This is a genomic window from Bacillus sp. FSL R12-0074, from assembly GCF_038005725.1.
Classification (GTDB): Bacteria; Bacillota; Bacilli; order Bacillales; family Bacillaceae_G; genus Bacillus_A; species Bacillus_A mycoides.
In genome coordinates this window covers 4,929,332-4,951,128 of the sequence record NZ_JBBOTR010000001.1, presented here as the reverse complement: position 1 = coordinate 4,951,128, position 21,797 = coordinate 4,929,332, and the positions used below count along the sequence as shown (strand labels likewise).

At 38.8% G+C, this 21,797-nt stretch carries 26 protein-coding genes and 1 tRNA gene; 18 read left to right on the top strand and 9 right to left on the bottom strand.

Annotation, left to right across the window (positions count from 1 at the left end; translation table 11 throughout):
• Positions 1–16 precede the first annotated feature (16 nt).
• From NSS97_RS25925 to NSS97_RS25900, 6 genes are all read left to right on the top strand, one after another.
• The gene (locus NSS97_RS25925) at positions 17–823 is read left to right on the top strand and encodes an undecaprenyl phosphate translocase family protein (RefSeq protein WP_107887226.1); all 807 of its coding nucleotides are present in this window, start codon (positions 17–19) and stop codon (positions 821–823) included.
• Between the two features lie 215 nt (positions 824–1,038).
• Complete coding sequence (locus NSS97_RS25920) at positions 1,039–1,497, top strand: NUDIX hydrolase (protein ID WP_001190080.1); 459 nt, start codon at positions 1,039–1,041, stop codon at positions 1,495–1,497.
• A gap of 20 nt (positions 1,498–1,517) precedes the next feature.
• Entirely contained in the window at positions 1,518–2,399 is an 882-nt protein-coding gene (gene rapZ, locus NSS97_RS25915; RefSeq protein WP_002016084.1) for an RNase adapter RapZ, read from the top strand.
• Positions 2,400–2,402: 3 nt separating this feature from the next.
• Positions 2,403–3,356, top strand: coding sequence for a uridine diphosphate-N-acetylglucosamine-binding protein YvcK (locus NSS97_RS25910; RefSeq protein WP_107887227.1), 954 nt, complete (start codon positions 2,403–2,405; stop codon positions 3,354–3,356).
• A gap of 88 nt (positions 3,357–3,444) precedes the next feature.
• Positions 3,445–4,395, top strand: coding sequence for a DNA-binding protein WhiA (whiA, locus tag NSS97_RS25905; protein ID WP_002016082.1), 951 nt, complete (start codon positions 3,445–3,447; stop codon positions 4,393–4,395).
• 23 nt (positions 4,396–4,418) lie between these two features.
• Positions 4,419–4,667, top strand: a complete 249-nt coding sequence (locus NSS97_RS25900) for an HPr family phosphocarrier protein (protein ID WP_107887228.1) — start codon at positions 4,419–4,421, stop codon at positions 4,665–4,667.
• Positions 4,668–5,192: 525 nt separating this feature from the next.
• Here the strand turns inward: NSS97_RS25900 and clpP are convergent.
• The 8 genes from clpP to NSS97_RS25860 all read right to left on the bottom strand — a co-directional run bounded on the left by clpP (position 5,193) and on the right by NSS97_RS25860 (position 9,791).
• Positions 5,193–5,774, bottom strand: a complete 582-nt coding sequence (clpP, locus tag NSS97_RS25895; RefSeq protein ID WP_001049163.1) for an ATP-dependent Clp endopeptidase proteolytic subunit ClpP — start codon at positions 5,772–5,774, stop codon at positions 5,193–5,195.
• Between the two features lie 240 nt (positions 5,775–6,014).
• Complete coding sequence (locus NSS97_RS25890) at positions 6,015–6,884, bottom strand: DUF421 domain-containing protein (RefSeq protein ID WP_002016080.1); 870 nt, start codon at positions 6,882–6,884, stop codon at positions 6,015–6,017.
• A gap of 20 nt (positions 6,885–6,904) precedes the next feature.
• A complete protein-coding gene (locus NSS97_RS25885) occupies positions 6,905–7,111 on the bottom strand; it encodes a DUF1657 domain-containing protein (protein ID WP_002034728.1) in 207 nt (68 codons plus the stop codon).
• Between the two features lie 9 nt (positions 7,112–7,120).
• Positions 7,121–7,471: a stage V sporulation protein AE gene (spoVAE, locus tag NSS97_RS25880; protein ID WP_000575919.1), complete on the bottom strand. Its 351-nt coding sequence runs from the start codon at positions 7,469–7,471 to the stop codon at positions 7,121–7,123.
• Positions 7,468–8,484, bottom strand: a complete 1,017-nt coding sequence (gene spoVAD / locus NSS97_RS25875) for a stage V sporulation protein AD (RefSeq protein WP_002089557.1) — start codon at positions 8,482–8,484, stop codon at positions 7,468–7,470. The genes spoVAE and spoVAD overlap by 4 nt, the downstream gene beginning before the upstream one ends.
• Positions 8,485–8,961, bottom strand: a complete 477-nt coding sequence (spoVAC, locus tag NSS97_RS25870; protein WP_002034730.1) for a stage V sporulation protein AC — start codon at positions 8,959–8,961, stop codon at positions 8,485–8,487.
• A gap of 28 nt (positions 8,962–8,989) precedes the next feature.
• A complete protein-coding gene (locus NSS97_RS25865; RefSeq protein ID WP_002016077.1) occupies positions 8,990–9,478 on the bottom strand; it encodes a YhcN/YlaJ family sporulation lipoprotein in 489 nt (162 codons plus the stop codon).
• Positions 9,479–9,584: 106 nt separating this feature from the next.
• A complete protein-coding gene (locus NSS97_RS25860; protein WP_000216167.1) occupies positions 9,585–9,791 on the bottom strand; it encodes a DUF1657 domain-containing protein in 207 nt (68 codons plus the stop codon).
• A gap of 203 nt (positions 9,792–9,994) precedes the next feature.
• Between NSS97_RS25860 and NSS97_RS25855 the strand changes: the two genes are divergently transcribed.
• From NSS97_RS25855 to eno, 9 genes are all read left to right on the top strand, one after another.
• A tRNA-Arg gene (locus NSS97_RS25855) sits at positions 9,995–10,070 on the top strand.
• 259 nt (positions 10,071–10,329) lie between these two features.
• The gene (rpoN, locus tag NSS97_RS25850) at positions 10,330–11,637 is read left to right on the top strand and encodes an RNA polymerase factor sigma-54 (RefSeq protein WP_002016074.1); all 1,308 of its coding nucleotides are present in this window, start codon (positions 10,330–10,332) and stop codon (positions 11,635–11,637) included.
• A 9-nt stretch (positions 11,638–11,646) separates the two neighbouring features.
• The gene (locus NSS97_RS25845; RefSeq protein WP_002089547.1) at positions 11,647–11,892 is read left to right on the top strand and encodes a glutaredoxin family protein; all 246 of its coding nucleotides are present in this window, start codon (positions 11,647–11,649) and stop codon (positions 11,890–11,892) included.
• 135 nt (positions 11,893–12,027) lie between these two features.
• The gene (cggR, locus tag NSS97_RS25840) at positions 12,028–13,056 is read left to right on the top strand and encodes a gapA transcriptional regulator CggR (protein ID WP_002089545.1); all 1,029 of its coding nucleotides are present in this window, start codon (positions 12,028–12,030) and stop codon (positions 13,054–13,056) included.
• Between the two features lie 26 nt (positions 13,057–13,082).
• The gene (gene gap / locus NSS97_RS25835; RefSeq protein ID WP_002016071.1) at positions 13,083–14,087 is read left to right on the top strand and encodes a type I glyceraldehyde-3-phosphate dehydrogenase; all 1,005 of its coding nucleotides are present in this window, start codon (positions 13,083–13,085) and stop codon (positions 14,085–14,087) included.
• A 139-nt stretch (positions 14,088–14,226) separates the two neighbouring features.
• Positions 14,227–15,411, top strand: coding sequence for a phosphoglycerate kinase (locus NSS97_RS25830; protein ID WP_002016070.1), 1,185 nt, complete (start codon positions 14,227–14,229; stop codon positions 15,409–15,411).
• A 32-nt stretch (positions 15,412–15,443) separates the two neighbouring features.
• On the top strand, positions 15,444–16,199 hold the full coding sequence (tpiA, locus tag NSS97_RS25825) for a triose-phosphate isomerase (RefSeq protein WP_002159914.1): 756 nt from the start codon (positions 15,444–15,446) through the stop codon (positions 16,197–16,199).
• The gene (gene gpmI / locus NSS97_RS25820) at positions 16,196–17,725 is read left to right on the top strand and encodes a 2,3-bisphosphoglycerate-independent phosphoglycerate mutase (RefSeq protein WP_107887229.1); all 1,530 of its coding nucleotides are present in this window, start codon (positions 16,196–16,198) and stop codon (positions 17,723–17,725) included. Before tpiA ends, gpmI begins: the two co-directional genes overlap by 4 nt.
• Positions 17,726–17,755: 30 nt before the next feature.
• Positions 17,756–19,051 carry a phosphopyruvate hydratase gene (gene eno / locus NSS97_RS25815; RefSeq protein WP_000103948.1) on the top strand — a complete coding sequence of 432 codons (1,296 nt, stop codon included), beginning with the start codon at positions 17,756–17,758 and terminating at the stop codon, positions 19,049–19,051.
• 50 nt (positions 19,052–19,101) lie between these two features.
• Here the strand turns inward: eno and NSS97_RS25810 are convergent, their stop codons facing one another.
• Positions 19,102–20,052 (bottom strand): nucleoside hydrolase, encoded by a 951-nt coding sequence (locus NSS97_RS25810; RefSeq protein WP_107887230.1) that lies wholly within the window; start codon positions 20,050–20,052, stop codon positions 19,102–19,104.
• A gap of 286 nt (positions 20,053–20,338) precedes the next feature.
• Between NSS97_RS25810 and NSS97_RS25805 the strand changes: the two genes are divergently transcribed.
• From NSS97_RS25805 to secG, 3 genes are all read left to right on the top strand, one after another.
• Positions 20,339–20,716: a CidA/LrgA family holin-like protein gene (locus NSS97_RS25805; protein ID WP_341114372.1), complete on the top strand. Its 378-nt coding sequence runs from the start codon at positions 20,339–20,341 to the stop codon at positions 20,714–20,716.
• Positions 20,713–21,405: an LrgB family protein gene (locus NSS97_RS25800; RefSeq protein WP_002129877.1), complete on the top strand. Its 693-nt coding sequence runs from the start codon at positions 20,713–20,715 to the stop codon at positions 21,403–21,405. Before NSS97_RS25805 ends, NSS97_RS25800 begins: the two co-directional genes overlap by 4 nt.
• 94 nt (positions 21,406–21,499) lie before the next feature.
• The gene (gene secG, locus NSS97_RS25795) at positions 21,500–21,733 is read left to right on the top strand and encodes a preprotein translocase subunit SecG (protein WP_002016062.1); all 234 of its coding nucleotides are present in this window, start codon (positions 21,500–21,502) and stop codon (positions 21,731–21,733) included.
• Positions 21,734–21,797: the final 64 nt, after the last annotated feature.

The window sequence follows — 21,797 nt, the reverse complement described above, 5'->3', positions numbered from 1 at the left end:
GAGGAATTTATTCAGTATGGAATGGCGTAATATATATCGTGGATTTTGTATGGGCGTTAGTGATTTAATTCCTGGTGTGAGCGGCGGAACAATCGCTGTTGTGTTGGGGATTTATGAACAATTGCTCGCAGCAATTAGCGGATTCTTTAGTCGTGAATGGAAAAAACATTTAGCGTTTTTAATCCCACTTGCAGCTGGTGTAGCGGCAGCTTTTCTAACGTTAAGTCATGTTATTAAATATTTATTAGCAAATCATTATGAACCGACTCAATTTTTCTTCCTCGGTTTAATTATTAGTATATTACCGATGTTAATGAGAGAAGCTGATGCAAAGGCAACGTTTAAAGGTAGTCATATTGCCTTATTAATAATTGCAGCAATTCTTGTTGCAATAACAGCATTCTTTAAACCAGATAAGGCAGCTGATCCGATTACGACGTTAACAATTTTAAATGCAATTGGTTTATTTTTGGCAGGATGGATGGCTAGTATGGCTATGCTTCTTCCTGGAATTAGTGGATCGTTTATTTTATTAATTATTGGTGTGTATCCGACAGCAATTAACGCTTTAACTACACTCAATTTACCGTTAATCGTGGTTATCGGTGCCGGCGTGATGGCCGGATTTGTTGTAAGTAGTAAAGGAATTAGTTATTTGTTAGATCGTTATAAAAGTATGACATTTGCGGCAATTATTGGGCTCGTTATCGGGTCGATTGTCATTGTGTTCCCTGGAATTCCGACTGGTGGAATTTCAATTGTAAGTTCAATTATTACTTTTATTTTAGGATTTGCGGTTGTTACTTATTTCGGTAAGAAATAAGTGTTTTAATCCCCTTAACGATAAAAATCGTTAAGGGGATTTTTATGTGCTATTCATGGGAAGTAAGGTATTTTGATTGCTTGTTATAGAAAGAATTTTTACAATTGCTTAGCGAAAGGGGACTGGCACCTTCGTTGTAGCAAACTGTTTTTGATAGTATAATGAAATGAGTATGCAGTGAGAAATTTTGCTGCAAGTAGCTGAGGTGAAGAAACATGCAAAGAGTGACAAACTGTGTGTTAATTAGAGATAATGAAGTACTCTTACTCCAAAAACCTCGCCGAAATTGGTGGGTTGCACCGGGCGGGAAAATGGAGCGTGGTGAGACAGTAAGAGATTCCGTTGTTCGCGAGTATCGTGAAGAAACAGGTATTTATTTAAAGAATCCAGCATTAAAAGGGGTCTTCACTTTTGTCATCCAAGAAGGTGATAAAGTTGTTTCTGAATGGATGATGTTCTCCTTTTTAGCAACAGATTTTGCAGGAGAAAACAAATTAGAGAGCGAAGAAGGCATCATTGGTTGGCATACATTTGATAAAATTGATGATTTAGCAATGGCACCAGGAGATTATCACATTATTGATTATTTAATTAAAGGGAATGGTATAATCTACGGTACATTTGTATATACCCCAGATTTTGAGTTGCTTTCATATCGATTAGATCCGAGTTAAACCTGCAAGGAGAGGATACGATGACAGAGAATAATGATATAAAAATGGTAATTATTACAGGGATGTCTGGAGCTGGAAAGACGGTAGCGTTACAAAGTTTCGAAGATTTAGGATATTTTTGTGTAGATAATTTACCACCGATGTTATTGCCGAAGTTTATTGAACTTATGGCAGATTCAAAAGGAAAAATGAATAAAGTGGCACTTGGTATTGATTTACGTGGCCGAGAGTTTTTTGAATATTTATGGGGAGCGCTTGATGATTTATCAGAACGTACATGGATTATTCCTCATATTTTATTTTTAGATGCGAAAGATAGCACACTTGTAACTCGTTATAAAGAAACGAGACGTTCGCATCCACTTGCGCCAACTGGCTTGCCGTTAAAGGGAATTGAAGCTGAGCGTGGTCTCTTAACTGATATGAAGGCACGAGCGAATATTGTGCTTGATACATCTGATTTGAAACCGAAAGAATTACGAGAAAAAATTGTTCACTTATTCTCAACAGAAACTGAGCAAGCATTTCGTGTAAATGTTATGTCATTTGGATTTAAGTACGGAATTCCAATTGATGCTGATTTAGTATTTGATGTTCGCTTTTTACCAAATCCATATTATATTCCACATATGAAGCCATTAACAGGACTGGATGAAGAAGTTTCGTCGTATGTGTTGAAATTTAATGAAACACATAAGTTTTTAGAGAAATTGACGGATCTTATCACTTTCATGCTGCCTCATTATAAAAGAGAAGGTAAGAGTCAACTTGTAATTGCGATTGGATGTACAGGTGGGCAACATCGTTCTGTTACGCTTACAGAGTACCTTGGGAAACATTTGAAACCAGAGTATAGCGTTCATGTATCTCATCGTGATGTGGAGAAGAGAAAGGGCCATTAAGGGATGAAAAAAGAGAGAAAACCTAAAATTGTTATCATGGGAGGTGGAACTGGACTTTCTGTTTTATTAAGGGGATTAAAACAATATCCTGTTGATATTACAGCAGTTGTAACAGTAGCCGACGATGGAGGCAGTTCAGGTAGACTACGTGATGAGCTAGAAATTCCACCTCCAGGTGATATTCGTAACGTACTTGTTGCGTTATCGGATGTAGAACCATTAGTGGAGGCTTTATTTCAGCACCGTTTTACAACTGGAGACGGACTGAAAGGGCATGCGTTAGGAAATTTATTGTTGGCAGGTATGACTTCGATTACAGGAGACTTTTACCACGCGATTACGGAAACGAGTAAAGTATTAAATGTCAGAGGACGTGTATTACCAGCAGCGAATCAAAGTGCGGTACTTCATGCAGAATTAGAAGATGGAGAAATTGTAACAGGTGAATCAAAGATTCCTCATTTCGGGAAGAAGATTAATCGTGTCTTTTTAACTCCAGAAGATGTAGAACCGTTATGTGAAACGTTGACGGAAATTAAACGAGCTGATTTGCTTGTTTTCGGTCCAGGAAGTCTGTACACAAGTATATTACCGAATTTAGTTGTTAACAAAATTGGAGACGCTGTTCTTGCTGCAAAAGCGAAGAAGGTATATGTATGTAATGTTATGACGCAAGCGGGCGAAACGAAGGGTTATACTGCGTTTGATCATGTGCAGGCGTTACATGATCATTTAGGTAAACCATTTATCGACACTGCGATTGTAAATAATCGTGATATTCCTCGTGAATTACGTAATTTATATGAGGAAGAAATGTCGGAACCAGTTGCACTGGATACAGATCGTTTTGCTGAACATAATATCGAAATCATTCAAGATAGATTAGCGAAATATGATGAGCGTGTTGTAAGGCATGATACATTAAAGTTAGCTTCTATTTTATATTCATTGTTATAAATGTGCGTTGCCTCGTTTGAGGTAACGCTCCTCATTCATATAGGACAAGATTTTTGTTCCAAAGTAATAGTATAAGGAGGTGTTGACTGTGTCATTTGCATCAGAAACAAAGAAAGAGTTGACCAACCTTGAAATGAAGGAATGCTGTGAGAAATCGGAATTATCGGCGTTGCTTCGAATGAACGGATCGCTTTCTTTTTCAAACCGTCGCCTATCTATCGATATTCAAACGGAAAATGCAGCAATTGCAAGAAGGATTTATACGCTTTTGAAAAAAGGATATGATGTGACGGTAGAATTACTTGTTCGTAAAAAAATGCGATTGAAGAAAAATAATGTATATATCGTGCGGCTTGTTGAGAAGTCTCGTGAAATATTAGCAGATCTTCACATTGTTCGAGATGACTTTTCGTTTATTCGAAATATATCGCAGGAATTAATCGAGAAGAAATGTTGTAAACGATCGTATTTACGCGGTGCATTTTTAGCAGGTGGTTCAGTAAATAACCCAGAAACATCATCTTATCATTTAGAGATCTTTTCGTTATATAAGGAGCATAATGATTCTATATGTGAACTGATGAACGGATTTGATTTAAATAGTAAGACGTTGGAAAGAAGAAAAGGGTACATTACGTATTTGAAAGAAGCTGAAAAAATTACAGAGTTTTTAAATATTATAGGTGCTCATAATGCACTTTTAAGATTTGAAGATATTCGAATTGTTCGTGATATGCGTAATTCAGTAAATCGTTTAGTTAACTGCGAAACAGCTAATTTAAATAAAACAATTGGTGCAGCGCTAAGGCAAATTGAGAACATCCGCTATATTGATGAGACGGTTGGGCTTGATATTTTGCCAGATAAATTAAGAGAAATTGCACAGTTACGAAGAGATTATCAAGATGTAACATTGAAAGAGTTAGGTGAGATGGTATCCGGGGGGAAAATTAGTAAATCGGGTATTAATCATCGTTTGCGTAAAATCGATGAAATTGCAGAGAAATTACGCGCGGGGGAAACAGTAGCAAAAAAATAAAAGGTTAAAGGGGAAATGGAGCTGTGGTTCAAAAACTGGTTAAAGTGGCATTAAAAAACGGCTTACAAGCACGTCCGGCTGCGTTGTTTGTACAAGAGGCAAATCGCTTTCATGCGGATATCTTCATCGAGAAAGATGGAAAGACAGTGAATGCAAAGAGCATAATGGGGATTATGAGCTTAGCAATCGGAATTGGTAGCATGATTACAATCACAACAGAAGGTTCAGATGCAGAAGAGGCTTTGGAAGCATTAACTGCATATGTACAATAAAGGGTTATCGCGAATGTGCGATAGCTTTTTTTATTTTGTTACTTGCGGGCATTCTGTTTGGTGCGGGGTAACAAACAGTCGGGGTATGTTGGTGGTTCATACTTGTCGGAAATTGTCGGTAAGTCGATAAGTTGTGTCGAAACGCCGATATAATTTGAGTTGTGGTCGATAAAATTGAAAAATCGCTGATATATTGGATTAGATACTAGGTGGGGTATGTGATACCCTTGTACATAATAAAAAAAGCGCCCTGTAATAGGGCGCTTCCGCTTTTAGTTGTATCCAGCTCCAGCGGCTAGAATGGTCGGTGGCTTCGCTTCTTCCGTCGAGTTAAAAAGCACCTCTTTGTCAGAAGCTCCATCCCCCTCTCATTCTGAACGAGCCGCTTCCGCTTTTAGATGTATCCAGCTCCGGCGGCTAGAACAGTCGGTCGTTTCACCCCTTCATTCGAGGCAAAAGGCGCCTCGGAATCAGGGGTTCCAACTTCCTCCTGTTCTAAACGAGCCGCCTCCGCTTTTAAGTGTATTAACGATTTGTAAAGATCTTATCGATTAAGCCGTATTCTAGAGCTCTTTCTGCTGTCATGAAGTTGTCGCGGTCTGTGTCGCGTTGTAGAACTTCAAGTGGTTGACCTGTGCGGTCAGCAAGAATTTGGTTTAATTTTTCACGTAAGAATAGGATACGTTTTGCAGCGATTTCGATTTCAGTCGCTTGACCTTGTGCTCCGCCAAGTGGTTGGTGAATCATAACTTCACTGTTTGGAAGCGCGTAACGTTTTCCTTTTTCACCTGCTGCAAGTAAGAATGCACCCATAGATGCAGCCATACCGATACAGATTGTTGATACTTGTGGTTTAATAAACTGCATTGTATCGTAAATTGCCATACCAGCTGTGATAGAACCACCAGGGCTGTTGATATAGATGTGAATATCTTTTTCTGGATCTTGAGATTCCAAGAATAAAAGCTGGGAAACGATTGAGTTTGCTACGTTGTCATCAATTGCGCTACCAAGCATAATGATGCGATCCTTTAATAGTCGAGAGTAAATATCGTAAGCGCGTTCTCCACGATTTGTTTGTTCAATTACTGTAGGAATTAAATTCATCTGTTATTTCCTCCTTTAAAAGCTTTCTTAGTCTTATAATACAATTATGGTCAATGAAGGTCAAACGAAACCACTTTAAATCAAAAAATATGTAGTTGTATCATGATTTATTCGCTATGTTTTTAAAATTCCCTGCTTATGTATCTTCAACATCATAACCGAATTACATAAATTTAAACGTGATTAATGGTGTGGAAAAGGCAAAAGAACGCCTTTTGTATAGAAGCGTTCTTTCATTTTTTATTCTTTTAACAGATAGGTTACTTTATTTAAGATTTTCTCGATTTGTTTTGCGTTTTTACTGTACATATCACTCGCTGATTTTGATTTCGTTTCTAAAGAGAATAATTCAAGATCCGCATTGCATTTCTTTAAGGATGCTAATAATAAAGGCTTGTTTTGAGGAGAAGGCATTTGGAGTTTATCATTATAGATGTCGATAGTAAGTTGTCCGTATGAATCAACTTGACCAAGAAAGACATTTTCAATGACAACACCGAGTTTTTCTAGCTCAGAATGTAACCAAGCGCGATTATGTCCGCTAGCAGAAAGAGGTTCATCTAGTACATTTCCATCCATAATAACAGTTTGCGGTTCTTTTTCGTTTGGCACTTTTAAGCTGATATCTTTTGCTGTAAGTGGTTGGCGATCTTTCTTTAATAATACATTTAATTCACCGCTCGGTTCTAGTACAGCAAATTCAACATCAGCTACGCTGAACGCATTTTTTCCTCTGAGAAGCTCAAGTAATTCATCACTTGTATACTTTTCTTTCTTTAAGTTATCTTCAAGTATTTTTCCATCTTTTATTAATACGGTAGATTTTCCTTCAAAAAAATCTCGAGCTGTTTTGTTCTTTAAAGAGAGGATTCCTGTGAAAAAAGGTACCACAGCGAAAATGAGTATCGCAAAGACGCCGTGGAAAAATTTTGAATCGAGCCCTGTAGATACTTGGGCAGCGATGTCACCGATTGTCATTCCGGCTATGTATTCAAAAAAGGAGAGCTGAGAGATTTGTCTTTTTCCTAACCATTTCGTAATAGCGAATAAAATAATTAATATGAATACAGAGCGAAGAATGACAAGTGTCCATTCCGGCAGGTGAGACATAGTCATTTCCTCCAGTCTACTTAAAACCCTTTATATTGAGGTTCTTCACGTTCTAATACTGAAACTCTATTCTGTAAATCGGTGATGATGCTGTCCATTTCTAACATACATTCATGAAATACACGTTTTGATTCCGCGTCCTGTGAATTTAGTGAAAGGGAGCTTAAACTTGCTTGAGCGCCCCTTACACTGGCAAGGCAGGTTTTAACGCTGGCGATAACTGTCATATGAACACCTTATCCTTTCGGTTTGAATAGCAATGCTCCAATGAAGCCGAAAATAATGGCAGCTGATACACCAGCACTCGTTACTTTAAACATGCCGGTAATAACGCCGACGATGCCATGTTTGGCTGCTTCCTCCATCGCGCCATGAACGAGGGCATTACCGAAACTTGTAATAGGTACAGTTGCGCCAGCGCCTGCAAAGTCGATTAATGGTTCATACAGATTGAATCCATCTAATATAGCTCCAGCAACAACGAGTGTTGCCATCGTATGAGCGGGGGTTAGTTTGCCGACATCAAACATAAGCTGTCCGATTACGCATATGAGTCCACCAATGACGAAAGCCCAGAAAAAAATCATTGCGTCGCACCTCCAAATTCAATCGAAACAGCGTGAGCGATACACGGAATCGTTTCTTCTTGTTGGAATGTAAGTGGAGATAGTAAAGCGCCTGTCGCAACGACAAGTATTTTTTTGAATTCTCCTCTTTTCATTCGGTTTAATAAATGTCCGTATACGACTGTTGCTGAACAGCCTGGACCACTTCCACCAGCTATGACAGGTTGACCTTCTCTATAAATGATGATTCCGCAATCTTGAAATTGCTCGCTCTTTACCTTTGTTCCATGTTTATGTAGTAGGTCGTAAGCAATTTCGCGACCGACATGTCCAAGGTCACCTGTTACGATTAAGTCGTAATAAGAGGCGTCAATTTGTCGTTCGCGTAAATGAGCTTCAATCGTATCGACAGCAGCTGGGGCCATCGCGCCACCCATATTAAAAGGATCTGTTAGTCCCATATCAATAACTCGTCCAATGGTGGCCGATGTTACTTGTGGACCATATCCAGTGTCGCTTAAAATAGCCGCGCCTGCACCGGTCACTGTCCACTGAGCCGTAGGAGGTTTTTGACCACCATATTCAGTTGGATAGCGGAATTGTTTTTCTACCGCAGCGTTATGACTTGATGCCCCAGTTAATAAATACTTTGCACCTTTTGCATTTACGATACTTGCGCCGAGTGCTAAGCCTTCCATAGAGGTAGAACAGGCGCCGAATAAACCGAGATAAGGTGTTCCGAGTGTGCGGCATGCAAAGCTCGTTGGAGTTATTTGGTTAATTAAATCCCCTGCGAGTACGAATTGAATATCGTCTTTACGGAGCTGCGCCTTTTCGGTAGCGCGGCTACAAGCTTCTTCAAATAAAATTTTATGCGCCTTTTCGTAAGAATCTTGTCCGAGCCATAAATCTTCATGCAGGGTATCGAAGTCTTCAGGGATTTTTCCATTTGCCTCAAATGGGCCGCCGACTACACCTGTTGAGATGATAACTGGTTTGTTTTCGAATACCCATGTTCGGTGTCCTTGTAACATTTACAGCCCTCCCCATTGAAAGAGAATTGTTTTAATAAGAGCGATGACAAAAGCTGAAAATACGCCAAATAAGATGACCGATCCTGCTAGTTTAAACATGTTACCACCAACGCCGAGAACGAATCCTTCTGTCCGATGTTCAATACATGCGGCAATAACAGAGTTACCAAATCCAGTAACGGGAACTGCGGTACCAGCACCAGCAAATTGCCCAAGGCGATCGTAGACGCCAAATCCCGTCAGTAGCATGGAGATAAAAATAAGAGTTGCAACAGTAGGGTTCCCGGCAGAGCGTTCAGTGAAATCAAAATAGGTAATATAAAAGGTGGAAATCAGTTGACCTATTAGACAAATTAATCCCCCGACGAAAAAAGCTTTTATACAATTTTTTAAAACGGGGCGCTTCGGTTCGCGCTGTTGTTCGAATTTTTTATATTCTTGTTGCACAGGTGTTAAATTTTTATCTTTACTAGACATTTGAATCCTTCCTTCTCTTTTAGAAAACTTAAATATTAGATCCCATTTCTGATTGAATGAGTTTCAATTGATCTTTAATGCCATCCTTGCTTATTTTCTTGTTCTTAATTTTGTTTTCAAGTTCTTCTATGAGCATAAAAATCTTTTTGTCTGTACTTACACGAATATCGAAAGTAGGGTTTTCATCACTTAGCTTCTTTTTTAATTTACTTCGTAAAGGTTTTAAACCAAATCTTTCGTGATGTTCAGGTTTGATGGCTATGTAAAGATCTAAATTTGTATTAACTGCGGTAGCTTCTATAATCCCCTCCATAGCAAGAGCTTTTTTCTTAGCGTCTTGCGATATAGATTGATTAAAGGATTCTGTACTCATTTTTGTTAATTTAGGGCCCTTTTTCTCATCTGCCCGCTTAGCTTCTTCTTTCTTTACTTTTTTATCTAACGGGCTATTATCACATCCGGTAAGTGAACCGAATAGGAGCATAAATAACGCGGTTATGATTCCAAGTTTTCGCATTATAATCATTCCATTTCTATTGCAGTATGTAATGTGAGAGAAAAAGGATGATTGCATATCATCCTTTTCTCAAATTGTGTACCATTAGATGAAATGGCACTTTTGGTTATTGCTGTGTGTATTGTGGTTCTTCTTGCTGGACTTCTTCAACACGCGGGTTTAAAGAATCGATAATTGTTTGTGTTTGCTGCGCAGCTGTTTGGAAAAGTTGCTTTGCTTGTTGGTTATCCGTATCAAGAGCGAATCCCTCTAAGCTAGCTTGTGCACTTTTTAATCCAGAAACAGTTTGCTTTAGTTTTGTAATTACAGTCATTGAATGAAGCCCCCTTTGGAATATCAATTCAAAGATTATAATTTGTGAGTTGGGGTGAATTTATGATTGGAAAATTTAGGAGAAGGATGTGTTTTATAGGCTCCTAGCTAAGGTATATAAAGGATTAAGGCGATATTTTTATTGATTTAGATGGATTTTATTGCTATTATTATGAGAAGAAAATGAAGTGTTTTTATAATCATGCGCCCATAGCTCAGTCGGATAGAGCGGTGGTTTCCGGTACCACGTCTGCCGGGGGTTCGAATCCCTCTGGGCGCGTCAAAAGGTCCTAACTTACATTTGTAAGTTAGGACCTTTTTTTATTTCTCTCTTGTTATATCTGGTTATAAGATTTACTATTAGTATGTGGTAATAATTTTTATGCGTTATTATTTTCTTTCAATATTATTCATTTTTCGGTTGTAAGATGTAAATCTCATTAATACATATAAATTAATAATATTTTGGAATGGGTGTCTGCGATAGGATTCTCCTTTTACCAAACTTATTGTACAATAGAAACAAGGGGGAGATTAGTTTGAAGGCAAGTCTTTTACAAGAACAAAGCTTACGTTTGGCAATGACACAAGAGTTAAGGCAAGCGATTACAATGCTCCAGTATAATGTACAAGAATTATCGGAGTTTTTGTATGAGCAATCGTTAGAGAATCCCCTTATTGAGTTAGGTGGTTTTGAGAGGGAGAAGAAAAAGAGCTCTAACACAAGTAAAAGTACCCGAAAACAAGTCGAGAATCAAATGGAAATCTACAGTGTGGATTCTACAACGATTCAGCAACATTTATTAAATCAACTACAGTATTATAAAATAGATGAAGAAGAGCGGAAAGCAGCTTCTTTCATTATTATGAACATGGATGGAAATGGCTATTTACAAGAAACAAATGAAGAGTTATCAGAGCTTCTTTCTGCGCCAATTGATGTAGTGGACTGTTCCGTGGAGCTTGTTCAATCGTTAGAGCCAGCAGGGGTAGGTGCGCGTAATATTCAGGAATGTCTATCAATCCAATTGAAGCGCTTACAAAGAAGGAATGGGTTAGCGGAAGAAATTATAGATGATCATTTTAATTATTTCGTTAAGAAAGATTGGCGAAAGCTCGTTCAAGTGTTGAAGTGTACTAACGAGGAATTACAGGATGCGGTGAACTGTATTACATCATTGCAGCCGAAACCAGGTCTTGCATTTTCTTCTGATAAACCACTTTATATTGTGCCTGATATGGCGGTAAAAAAAGATGGCGATCATCTCGTTTTACAGATGAATGAGAGAAATATGCCAAGAATTGAAATTCACTCTGAGTATAGTGCGTTACTAAATAATAGTGAAAGTGAAGTGGCTTCTTACGTATCGGAGAAGTATCAGCATGTGCAATGGATTATGCGCAGTTTGAAACAGAGAAAACAAACACTCTTACAAGTGATGAATATTATTATGGAAAAACAGCATGATTTCTTCTGGGGAGGTCCAGAGTATTTAAAACCACTTGCTTTAAAAGAGGTGGCGGAAGAGTTAGGTGTGCATGAGTCTACAATTAGTCGCGCAACGCGTAATAAATATGTGCAAACGCCGCACGGTTTATTTGAGATGAAATCGTTCTTTAGTAATTCTATTTCTACGACGGAAGATGAGGCGGTTTCTACAAAGCGTGTGAAACAATTCATTCAAACGCTTGTTGGAGCAGAAAATAAGAAAAAGCCACTTTCGGATCAAAAGATTTCAAAATTATTAGAAGAAGAGCATGAAATAGTTATTTCTCGAAGAACGGTTGCGAAGTATAGAGAACAAATGCATATTCCTGCTTCGTCTCTAAGAAAAACAATTGGATAGGTGAAGAAGATGAAGGTTGTACTATATACAAAAAAAGATTGTGGCCTTTGCGTGAAGGCGAAACAAGTTTTAAAAGAAGTACAATATGAATATTCTTTTCAAATTGAGGAAATAGATATATATGAAGATAATGACCTTTTAGAGAAATACCATCTAATGATTCCTGTTGTAGAAATAGGCGGAAGACAAGTAGAATATGGTAACATTCACAAAGGTGTCATAATAAACTATATAAACAATGCAGTTAAGAGTTGAATAAGTTTCTGTCTCCTGTTACAATAATACACGTAGCAGGGATTATTTTTTTAACCTAAGTGGGACGCAAAATGTCACTACGGGACATAAAGTGACCACGAAGGGAAATGAACCGATGCAGTGAGGAGAAAAGATATGCGCTCATGGATTCAGAACACAAAAAAATTATTACCTGATCTGCTACCTGTTATGCAAACGAGAATGCAAGTGCTTCAGTACATTAGGCTTATGCAGCCGATTGGAAGAAGAAACTTATCTGCAAGTCTCGGTATGACAGAACGAGTATTGCGAAGTGAAGTTCAAGTTTTGAAAGAACAAAACTTAGTTCACGTCGCTTCTTCTGGAATGACTTTGACAGAAGAAGGAACAGCTTTAGTTCTTGCTTTGGAAGACTTTATGAAAGAAATTTCCGGGTTAAAGGTTTTAGAAAAACAACTTAAGGAAACATTAGACTTGGATGAAGTTTTCGTTGTCCCTGGTGATAGTGATGAATCACCTTGGGTCAAACTGGAGATGGGCCGTGCTTGTGTGACTTGTATAAAAGACCGTCTGACAGTGAATAATATCGTTGCTGTGGCTGGAGGAACTACGCTAGCTGCTGCTGCGGACATGATGCAACTTGATTGCAAAGATTTACATATGCTATTTGTCCCAGCACGTGGTGGAATTGGAGAAGGCGTCGAGTTAGAAGCCAATACCATTTGCGCCAAAATGGCACAAAATACGATGAGTAATTATCGCTTATTGTATGTTCCAGATCACGTTAGTAGCGAAGCATATGCGTCTATTGTAACAGAGCCCTCCGTGAAAGAAGTTCTTGAGTTGATTCGATCTTCCAATATCGTCATTCATGGAATTGGTGATGCGTTAACAATGGCACGTCGCAGAAATACTTCAGAAGCAGATTGGTTAAAGATTCAGGCAAGCGAAGCAGTTGGCGAAGCTTTCGGTTACTACTTTAATGAACAAGGAAATGTTGTTCATAAAGTAAGAACAGTTGGTATGCAACTTGAAGATTTACAACATGTATCTCACGTTGTTGCAGTCGCTGGAGGTTCTTCAAAGGCAAAGGCAATACAGGCTGTAATAAAGCAAGGGCACACTTCAATTCTAATTACAGATGAAGGTGCAGCAAAACAATTAACAAAGGGTATTACCCTTTAATATAATCCCCCAAGGAGGAAATTTAAATGACTAAAATTGGTATTAATGGATTTGGACGTATCGGACGTAACGTATTCCGCGCAGCTCTTAACAACTCTGAGGTAGAAGTAGTAGCAATCAACGACTTAACAGATGCTAAAACATTAGCTCACCTTTTAAAATATGATACAGTTCACGGAACTTTAAATGCAGAAGTATCTGCTAACGAAAACAGCATCGTTGTTAACGGTAAAGAAATTAAAGTTATCGCTGAGCGTGACCCAGCTCAATTACCATGGAGCGACTACGGAGTAGAAGTAGTAGTAGAATCTACTGGCCGTTTCACTAAAAAATCAGACGCTGAGAAACATTTAGGTGGATCAGTTAAGAAAGTTATCATCTCAGCTCCAGCTTCTGACGAAGATATCACTGTAGTTATGGGTGTTAACCACGAACAATACGATGCAGCTAACCACAACGTAGTATCTAATGCTTCTTGTACTACAAACTGTCTAGCTCCATTCGCTAAAGTATTAAACGAAAAATTCGGCGTAAAACGCGGAATGATGACAACAATTCACTCTTACACTAACGACCAACAAATCTTAGACTTACCACACAAAGATTTACGTCGTGCTCGTGCAGCAGCTGAAAACATGATCCCAACATCTACTGGTGCTGCTAAAGCTGTAGCATTAGTATTACCAGAACTTAAAGGTAAATTAAACGGCGGCGCTGTACGTGTTCCAACTGCTAACGTTTCTCTTGTTGACTTAGTTGTTGAACTTGACAAAGAAGTAACAGTTGAAGATGTAAACGCAGCATTCAAAGCAGCTTCTGAAGGCGAATTAAAAGGTATCCTTGGATACAGCGAAGAGCCATTAGTATCTATCGACTATAACGGATGTACAGCTTCTTCTACAATCGATGCATTATCTACAATGGTAATGGAAGGTAACATGGTTAAAGTACTTTCTTGGTACGATAACGAAACTGGTTACTCTAACCGCGTAGTAGACCTAGCTGCATACATGACTTCTAAAGGTCTTTAATTCTTAAGTATATAAGCAATCAATGACAAAACGAGGGAGAGGGTTTGTTCCCTCTCTCTCTTCTTTCGTTTTAGAAGCAAATGTGTTAAGCTTTTGAATGGGTTTTGTCAATCCTAACTAGTAGTCGGAGGGAAATCCAATGAACAAAAAATCAATTCGTGACGTAGATTTAAAAGGTAAGCGTGTATTTTGCCGCGTTGATTTCAACGTACCTATGAAAGAAGGCAAAATTACAGATGAAACTCGTATCCGTGCAGCTCTTCCTACAATTCAATATTTAATAGAGCAAGGTGCGAAAGTAATTTTAGCAAGTCATTTAGGCCGTCCAAAAGGTCAAGCAGTAGAAGAATTACGTCTTACTCCAGTAGCAGCACGTTTAGGCGAGCTTCTTGGTAAAGATGTTAAAAAAGCGGACGAAGCATTCGGACCAGTTGCACAAGAAATGGTTGCAGCAATGAACGAAGGCGACGTATTAGTTCTTGAAAACGTACGTTTCTATGCGGGCGAAGAAAAGAACGATGCAGAACTTGCGAAAGAATTTGCAGCACTTGCTGATATCTTCGTAAACGATGCATTCGGTGCAGCTCACCGTGCTCATGCTTCTACAGCAGGAATCGCAGACTACCTACCAGCAGTATCTGGTTTATTAATGGAAAAAGAGTTAGATGTATTAGGTAAAGCACTTTCTAACCCAGAACGTCCATTCACAGCTATCATCGGTGGTGCGAAAGTAAAAGATAAAATCGGTGTAATTCGTCATCTATTAGACAAAGTAGATAACTTAATCATCGGTGGCGGACTTGCTTACACATTCGTTAAAGCATTAGGTCATGAAATTGGTCTATCTCTATGTGAAAACGACAAAATTGAACTAGCTAAAGAATTTATGCAACTTGCAAAAGAAAAAGGCGTAAACTTCTATATGCCAGTTGATGTTGTAATCACAGAGGAATTCTCTGAAACTGCAACAACTCAAATCGTTGGTATCGACTCTATCCCTTCTACATGGGAAGGCGTGGACATCGGTCCTAAAACACGTGAAATTTATGCAGATGTAATTAAAAACTCTAAGCTTGTTGTATGGAATGGACCAATGGGTGTATTCGAAATGACTCCATTCGCAGAAGGTACAAAAGCAGTAGGGCAAGCATTAGCAGATGCAGAAGATACATACTCTGTTATCGGCGGTGGTGACTCTGCAGCAGCTGTTGAAAAATTCGGTATGGCTGATAAAATGAGCCACATTTCTACTGGCGGCGGTGCGTCATTAGAATTCATGGAAGGTAAAGAACTTCCAGGTGTAGTTTGTCTTAACGACAAATAAGTAGCAGCCAAAGAAAAAGGACGGTGCAAAGCATGCGTAAACCAATTATCGCAGGTAACTGGAAAATGAATAAAACTCTAGCTGAAGCAGTTAGCTTCGTAGAGGAAGTTAAAGGTCAAATCCCAGCAGCTTCAGCTGTTGATGCAGTAGTTTGTTCGCCAGCTCTATTCTTAGAGCGCTTAGTAGCAAAGGCTGAAGGAACTGACTTACAAGTAGGTGCACAAAACATGCACTTCGAAAAAAATGGTGCATTCACTGGCGAAATTAGCCCAGTAGCACTTAGCGACTTAAAAGTAGGCTACGTAGTACTTGGCCACTCTGAGCGTCGTGAAATGTTTGCTGAAACAGACGAGTCAGTAAATAAAAAGACTCTTGCAGCATTTGAACATGGTTTAACACCAATCGTTTGTTGTGGTGAGACTTTAGAAGAGCGCGAAAGCGGAAAAACATTTGATCTAGTAGCAGGTCAAGTAACAAAAGCACTTGCAGGTTTAACAGAAGAGCAAGTTAAAGTAACTGTTATCGCTTATGAGCCAATCTGGGCTATCGGTACAGGTAAATCTTCTTCTTCTGCAGATGCAAATGAAGTATGTGCGCACATCCGTAAAGTTGTTGCAGAAGCTGTTTCTCCAGAAGCTGCAGAAGCTGTTCGTATTCAATACGGCGGTAGCGTAAAACCAGAAAACATTAAAGAGTATATGGCACAATCTGACATCGACGGCGCTTTAGTTGGCGGTGCTAGCTTAGAGCCTGCTTCGTTCTTAGGTCTTCTGGGGGCGGTAAAATGAGAAAGCCAACAGCTTTAATCATTCTTGATGGTTTCGGACTACGTGAAGAAACTTACGGGAATGCTGTAGCACAAGCTAAGAAACCTAATTTTGATGGTTACTGGAACAAATTCCCTCACACAACGCTTACAGCTTCTGGTGAGGAAGTAGGTCTTCCAGCAGGTCAAATGGGTAACTCAGAGGTTGGTCACTTAAATATCGGTGCTGGCCGCATCGTATATCAAAGCTTAACACGCGTAAACGTTGCAATTCGTGAAGGTGAGTTCGATCAGAACGAAACTTTCCAAAATGCAATTAAAAGCGTGAAAGAAAAAGGTACTGCTCTTCATTTATTCGGTTTACTTTCTGATGGTGGTGTGCACAGTCACATGAACCATATGTTTGCTCTTCTTCGCTTAGCAGCAAAAGAAGGTGTGGAGAAAGTATATATCCATGCATTCTTAGATGGCCGCGATGTTGGACCACAAACAGCAAAAGGTTATATCGATGCAACAAATGAAGTAATTAAAGAAACAGGAGTAGGACAATTCGCGACTATCTCTGGTCGTTATTACTCCATGGACCGTGACAAGCGTTGGGATCGCGTAGAAAAATGTTACCGTGCTATGGTGAATGGTGAAGGCCCTACTTATAAATCAGCAGAAGAGTGTATAGAAGACTCTTATGCAAATGGTATTCATGATGAATTCGTATTGCCGTCTGTAATTGTTAACGAAGATGACACGCCAGTTGCAACAATCAATAATGATGATGCAGTTATCTTCTATAACTTCCGTCCAGACCGTGCAATTCAAATTGCTCGTGTATTTACAAACGAAGACTTCCGTGAGTTCGATCGTGGTGAAAAAGTACCTCACATTCCTGAGTTCGTTTGTATGACACATTTCAGTGAAACTGTAGATGGTTACGTGGCATTCAAGCCAATGAACCTTGATAACACATTAGGTGAAGTTGTTGCGCAAGCGGGATTAAAGCAACTTCGCATCGCGGAAACTGAAAAGTATCCGCACGTTACATTCTTCTTTAGCGGTGGTCGTGAGGCTGAATTCCCAGGAGAAGAGCGTATTTTAATTAACTCACCGAAGGTTGCAACGTATGACTTGAAACCTGAAATGAGCATTTATGAAGTAACGGACGCTTTAGTAAATGACATCGAAAATGATAAACATGATGTTATCATTCTTAACTTTGCAAACTGTGATATGGTTGGCCATTCTGGGATGATGGAGCCAACAATTAAAGCAGTGGAAGCAACTGACGAATGTTTAGGAAAAGTTGTAGAAGCGATTCTTGCAAAAGATGGTGTAGCACTTATTACTGCTGACCATGGTAATGCCGATCAGGAGTTAACTGCTGAAGGTGGACCAATGACAGCTCATACAACTAACCCGGTTCCTTTCATCGTTACAAAAAATGATGTAGAGCTTCGTGAAGGTGGTATTTTAGGAGATATCGCCCCAACAATGCTTACTCTTTTAAATGTGGAACAACCGAAAGAAATGACAGGTAAAACAATTATTAAATAATTTGCTTATATAAAAAGGAGAGAATTTATTATGTCAACAATTATTGATGTTTATGCTCGCGAAGTCCTTGACTCTCGTGGTAACCCAACTGTAGAAGTAGAAGTTTACACAGAAAGCGGCGCATTCGGACGCGCTATCGTACCAAGTGGTGCATCTACTGGTGAGCACGAAGCAGTAGAATTACGTGACGGTGACAAATCTCGTTACCTTGGTAAAGGTGTTCTTAACGCAGTAAACAACGTTAACGAAGCAATCGCTCCAGAAATCGTTGGTTTCGACGTAACTGACCAAGCTGGTATCGACCGTGCTATGATCGAATTAGATGGCACTCCAAACAAAGGTAAACTAGGTGCTAACGCTATCCTTGGTGTATCTATGGCAGTAGCTCACGCAGCAGCTGACTTCGTAGGTCTTCCATTATACCGTTACCTTGGTGGATTCAATGCAAAACAATTACCAACTCCAATGATGAACATCATCAACGGTGGTTCTCACGCTGATAACAACGTTGACTTCCAAGAGTTCATGATCTTACCAGTTGGTGCTCCAACATTCAAAGAATCAATCCGTATGGGTGCTGAAGTATTCCATGCACTTAAAGCTGTATTACATGACAAAGGTCTTAACACTGCAGTAGGTGACGAAGGTGGATTCGCTCCAAACCTTGGTTCTAACCGTGAAGCATTAGAAGTAATCATCGAAGCTATCGAAAAAGCTGGTTACAAAGCTGGCGAGAACGTATTCTTAGGAATGGACGTTGCTTCTTCTGAGTTCTACAATAAAGAAACTGGTAAATATGACCTTGCAGGCGAAGGCCGTACTGGCTTAACTTCTGCAGAAATGGTTGATTTCTACGAAGAGCTTTGCAAAGACTTCCCAATCATCTCTATTGAAGATGGTTTAGACGAAAACGACTGGGATGGTCACAAATTATTAACTGAGCGTATCGGTGATAAAGTACAATTAGTTGGTGACGATTTATTCGTAACTAACACTCAAAAACTTGCTGAAGGTATCGAAAAAGGTATCTCTAACTCAATCTTAATTAAAGTTAACCAAATCGGTACTTTAACTGAGACTTTCGAAGCAATCGAAATGGCTAAACGTGCTGGTTACACAGCAGTTGTATCTCACCGTTCTGGTGAAACTGAAGATGCTACAATCGCTGACATCGCAGTTGCAACTAACGCTGGCCAAATCAAAACTGGTTCTATGAGCCGTACTGACCGTATTGCTAAGTACAACCAATTATTACGCATCGAAGACGAACTAGGCGAAATCGCTGTTTACGATGGTATCAAATCTTTCTACAACATCAAACGATAATTGTAGAAAATAACGACAGACCGTGAGAAATCACGGTCTGTTTTTTTATGCTAAAATTGTTCGTCTGTCATAAGTGACATGAAGTATTTAAAGAAGAGATTATAATCAAAATCGATAGCGATTTGCTGCGAGGGCCGATTGGTGAATGGGCTTGATCCTACTAAAGAGCGGAAATCACCGATACTTGCTCCTTGAGCGTAAGATTCGGTCATGACGGTAATTGGTGATTTGTAGTAGGTAAACATAGAATTATCAAGTAAAGCTAATATCGGTATCGTGTCATGAAAAGGGCAGCCTTTTAATTGTGGTAAAATTTTTTCGTAATATCCATAGTAGTAATGATCGAATAGAGGTTTGACGAGAGAAGCCTTTCCATTCGCCTCAATATATTCAGCCATATCAGGTGTAACGATGGAATACTGAGTTACATTTAACGGGTATATGTACATGTTGGATGCAGATTGTAATACAATGTTAGCCGCGATTGGATCGCCATAAAAATTCGCTTCTGATACGGGAGTTACATTACCTGGGTGCAGAAAGGAACCACCCATTACATAATAAGATTTAATTTGCTGCATTAAGTTTTTACATAAAATAAATAAAACAGCTAGGGAAGTGAGTCGCCCTAAACTTACAATGATTAGTTCGTCTTTATACTGCTCGATAAGAGGGATAACTTCAAAAAAATTCTCCATTTCTCCGTTTTGTAACTTTTCATTTGGGATGATTGGCCCTAACCCTTCTTTACCGTGAATATTGGTAAAAAAAGCAGGTGGACCTCCATTGAGAGGACGGTCTGAACCACCAAATATTTTCATATCTCTATTTCTTGATTTTTGTTTAAGAAAATGAGCATTTTGTACGGCCATTTCTTTTGGAACATTGCCGTAATCAGCGACAATCCCAACAATTTCAATTTCATAGATAAAGAATGCGAGGAGGAGGGCTATCGCATCGTCGATTCCAGGATCACAAAAAATGAGAATTTTTTTAGACATGCGTTCACCACCTATCTTTATATATATATGTGTGCTAGAGAGAAGGCAGAATAAAAATGGAGTGAAGGATTTTGTTTTATTAAAATAATAACCATCAAAATTCAGAAAATATAAACTTTGTATATTAGGTCAAGGTTTTTGACATAAATCACATTAGGAAACGCAGTCATATCAAGGGTGTAAGCGTATAATATAGTGGGTTTTCGTTGTCGATTTGATAAATTGCAGGTTTTTACAATTTATACTATGATAAGGATATTAACAGAAGATCGTATAAACATGAGGGATGATGAACATGAAACTTACAAAGATTCTTGTCCAAATTGCTGCTCTTTATGTATTTTATATGGTTGGAAATTGGGTGCAAGAAATGTTGAATCTTCCGATTCCAGGAAATTTGATTGGGATGTTCCTCCTACTTGTTTTGCTTAGCCTAAAAGTACTTCCAGTGAAATGGTTTGATTTAGGAGCAGAAACACTCGTTGCTATTATGCCGTTTTTATTAATTCCGCCAACGCTTGGCTTAATGAATTACGGTGCTTTTTTTATGAGTAAAGGAATTTCCCTTTTCATTACAGTTGTAGCGAGTACGTTTTTAATTATTATTGTCGCAGGACATACAGGACAATATCTTGCGAATAGAAAGGAAAAAGAGACACAATGAGCCAAATATTAATCGGAATCGGTTGGGTTCTTTTTACGGTGCTATTATATCAATTATCTAAAAAAATCTACAAATTATTTCCAACACCATTTACCATTCCAATGCTTGTTGCAACAGGATTAATGGCTTTCTTATTTATAATGCTTGATATACCATATCAAAATTATATGGAAAGTGGTGGTGGCTGGATTGCGAAGCTACTAGGACCAGGTGTTGTAGCATTTGCAATCCCGCTTTATAAACAACGTCATGTTCTGCAAAAATATGTTGTACCAATTGCTGGTGGTGTATTAGTAGGTACAACGGTTGCTATTGCAAGTGATTTTGCTATCGCCACACTTATGGGAACAGATAAAAGCTTAATTTTATCTTCTTTACCAAAATCAGTGACAATGCCAGTTGCGATGAGTGTATCTGAACAAGTTGGTGGTGTCCCGTCCTTAACAGCAGCATTCGTCGTTATCGCAGGGATTACTGGAACGATTTCAGGACCAATTTTATTAAAATGGAGCCGTGTTACAAACTCAGTTGGTAAAGGGATTGGCTTTGGATGTGCGTCTCATATTATGGGTGTTATGAGAGCGATGAAAAATAATGAGCATGAAGGTGTTATTGGATCGGTAACAATGACATTAACAGCAATTTTGACATGTTTGCTTGGACCGTTATTCGCAATGATGTTCATGTAATAGAAGAAAAGCGAGAGCGATTCTATAGCTCTCGCTTTTCTATAGGATTTATGCTACATTTAAAATAACTGAATCTTTGTAGGAGGTACGCCAAGTGCATACGTTATTATCAGTTTTACTTATTATTGTATCGATTTTAATGATTGTTATGGTACTTATGCAGTCTAGTAATAGCTCAGGCCTTTCAGGCGCTATTTCAGGTGGTGCAGAGCAATTGTTTGGTAAGCAAAAAGCACGTGGAATTGAAGCGGTATTAAACCGTGTTACAGTTGTCTTAGCTGTACTATTCTTCGTACTAACAATTGGTGTTACGTACTTAAATTTATAAAATTAAAAGAAGAAGCGTTAGCGGATTATGCTAATGGTTCTTCTTTTTTTGATTTGTTATTCAA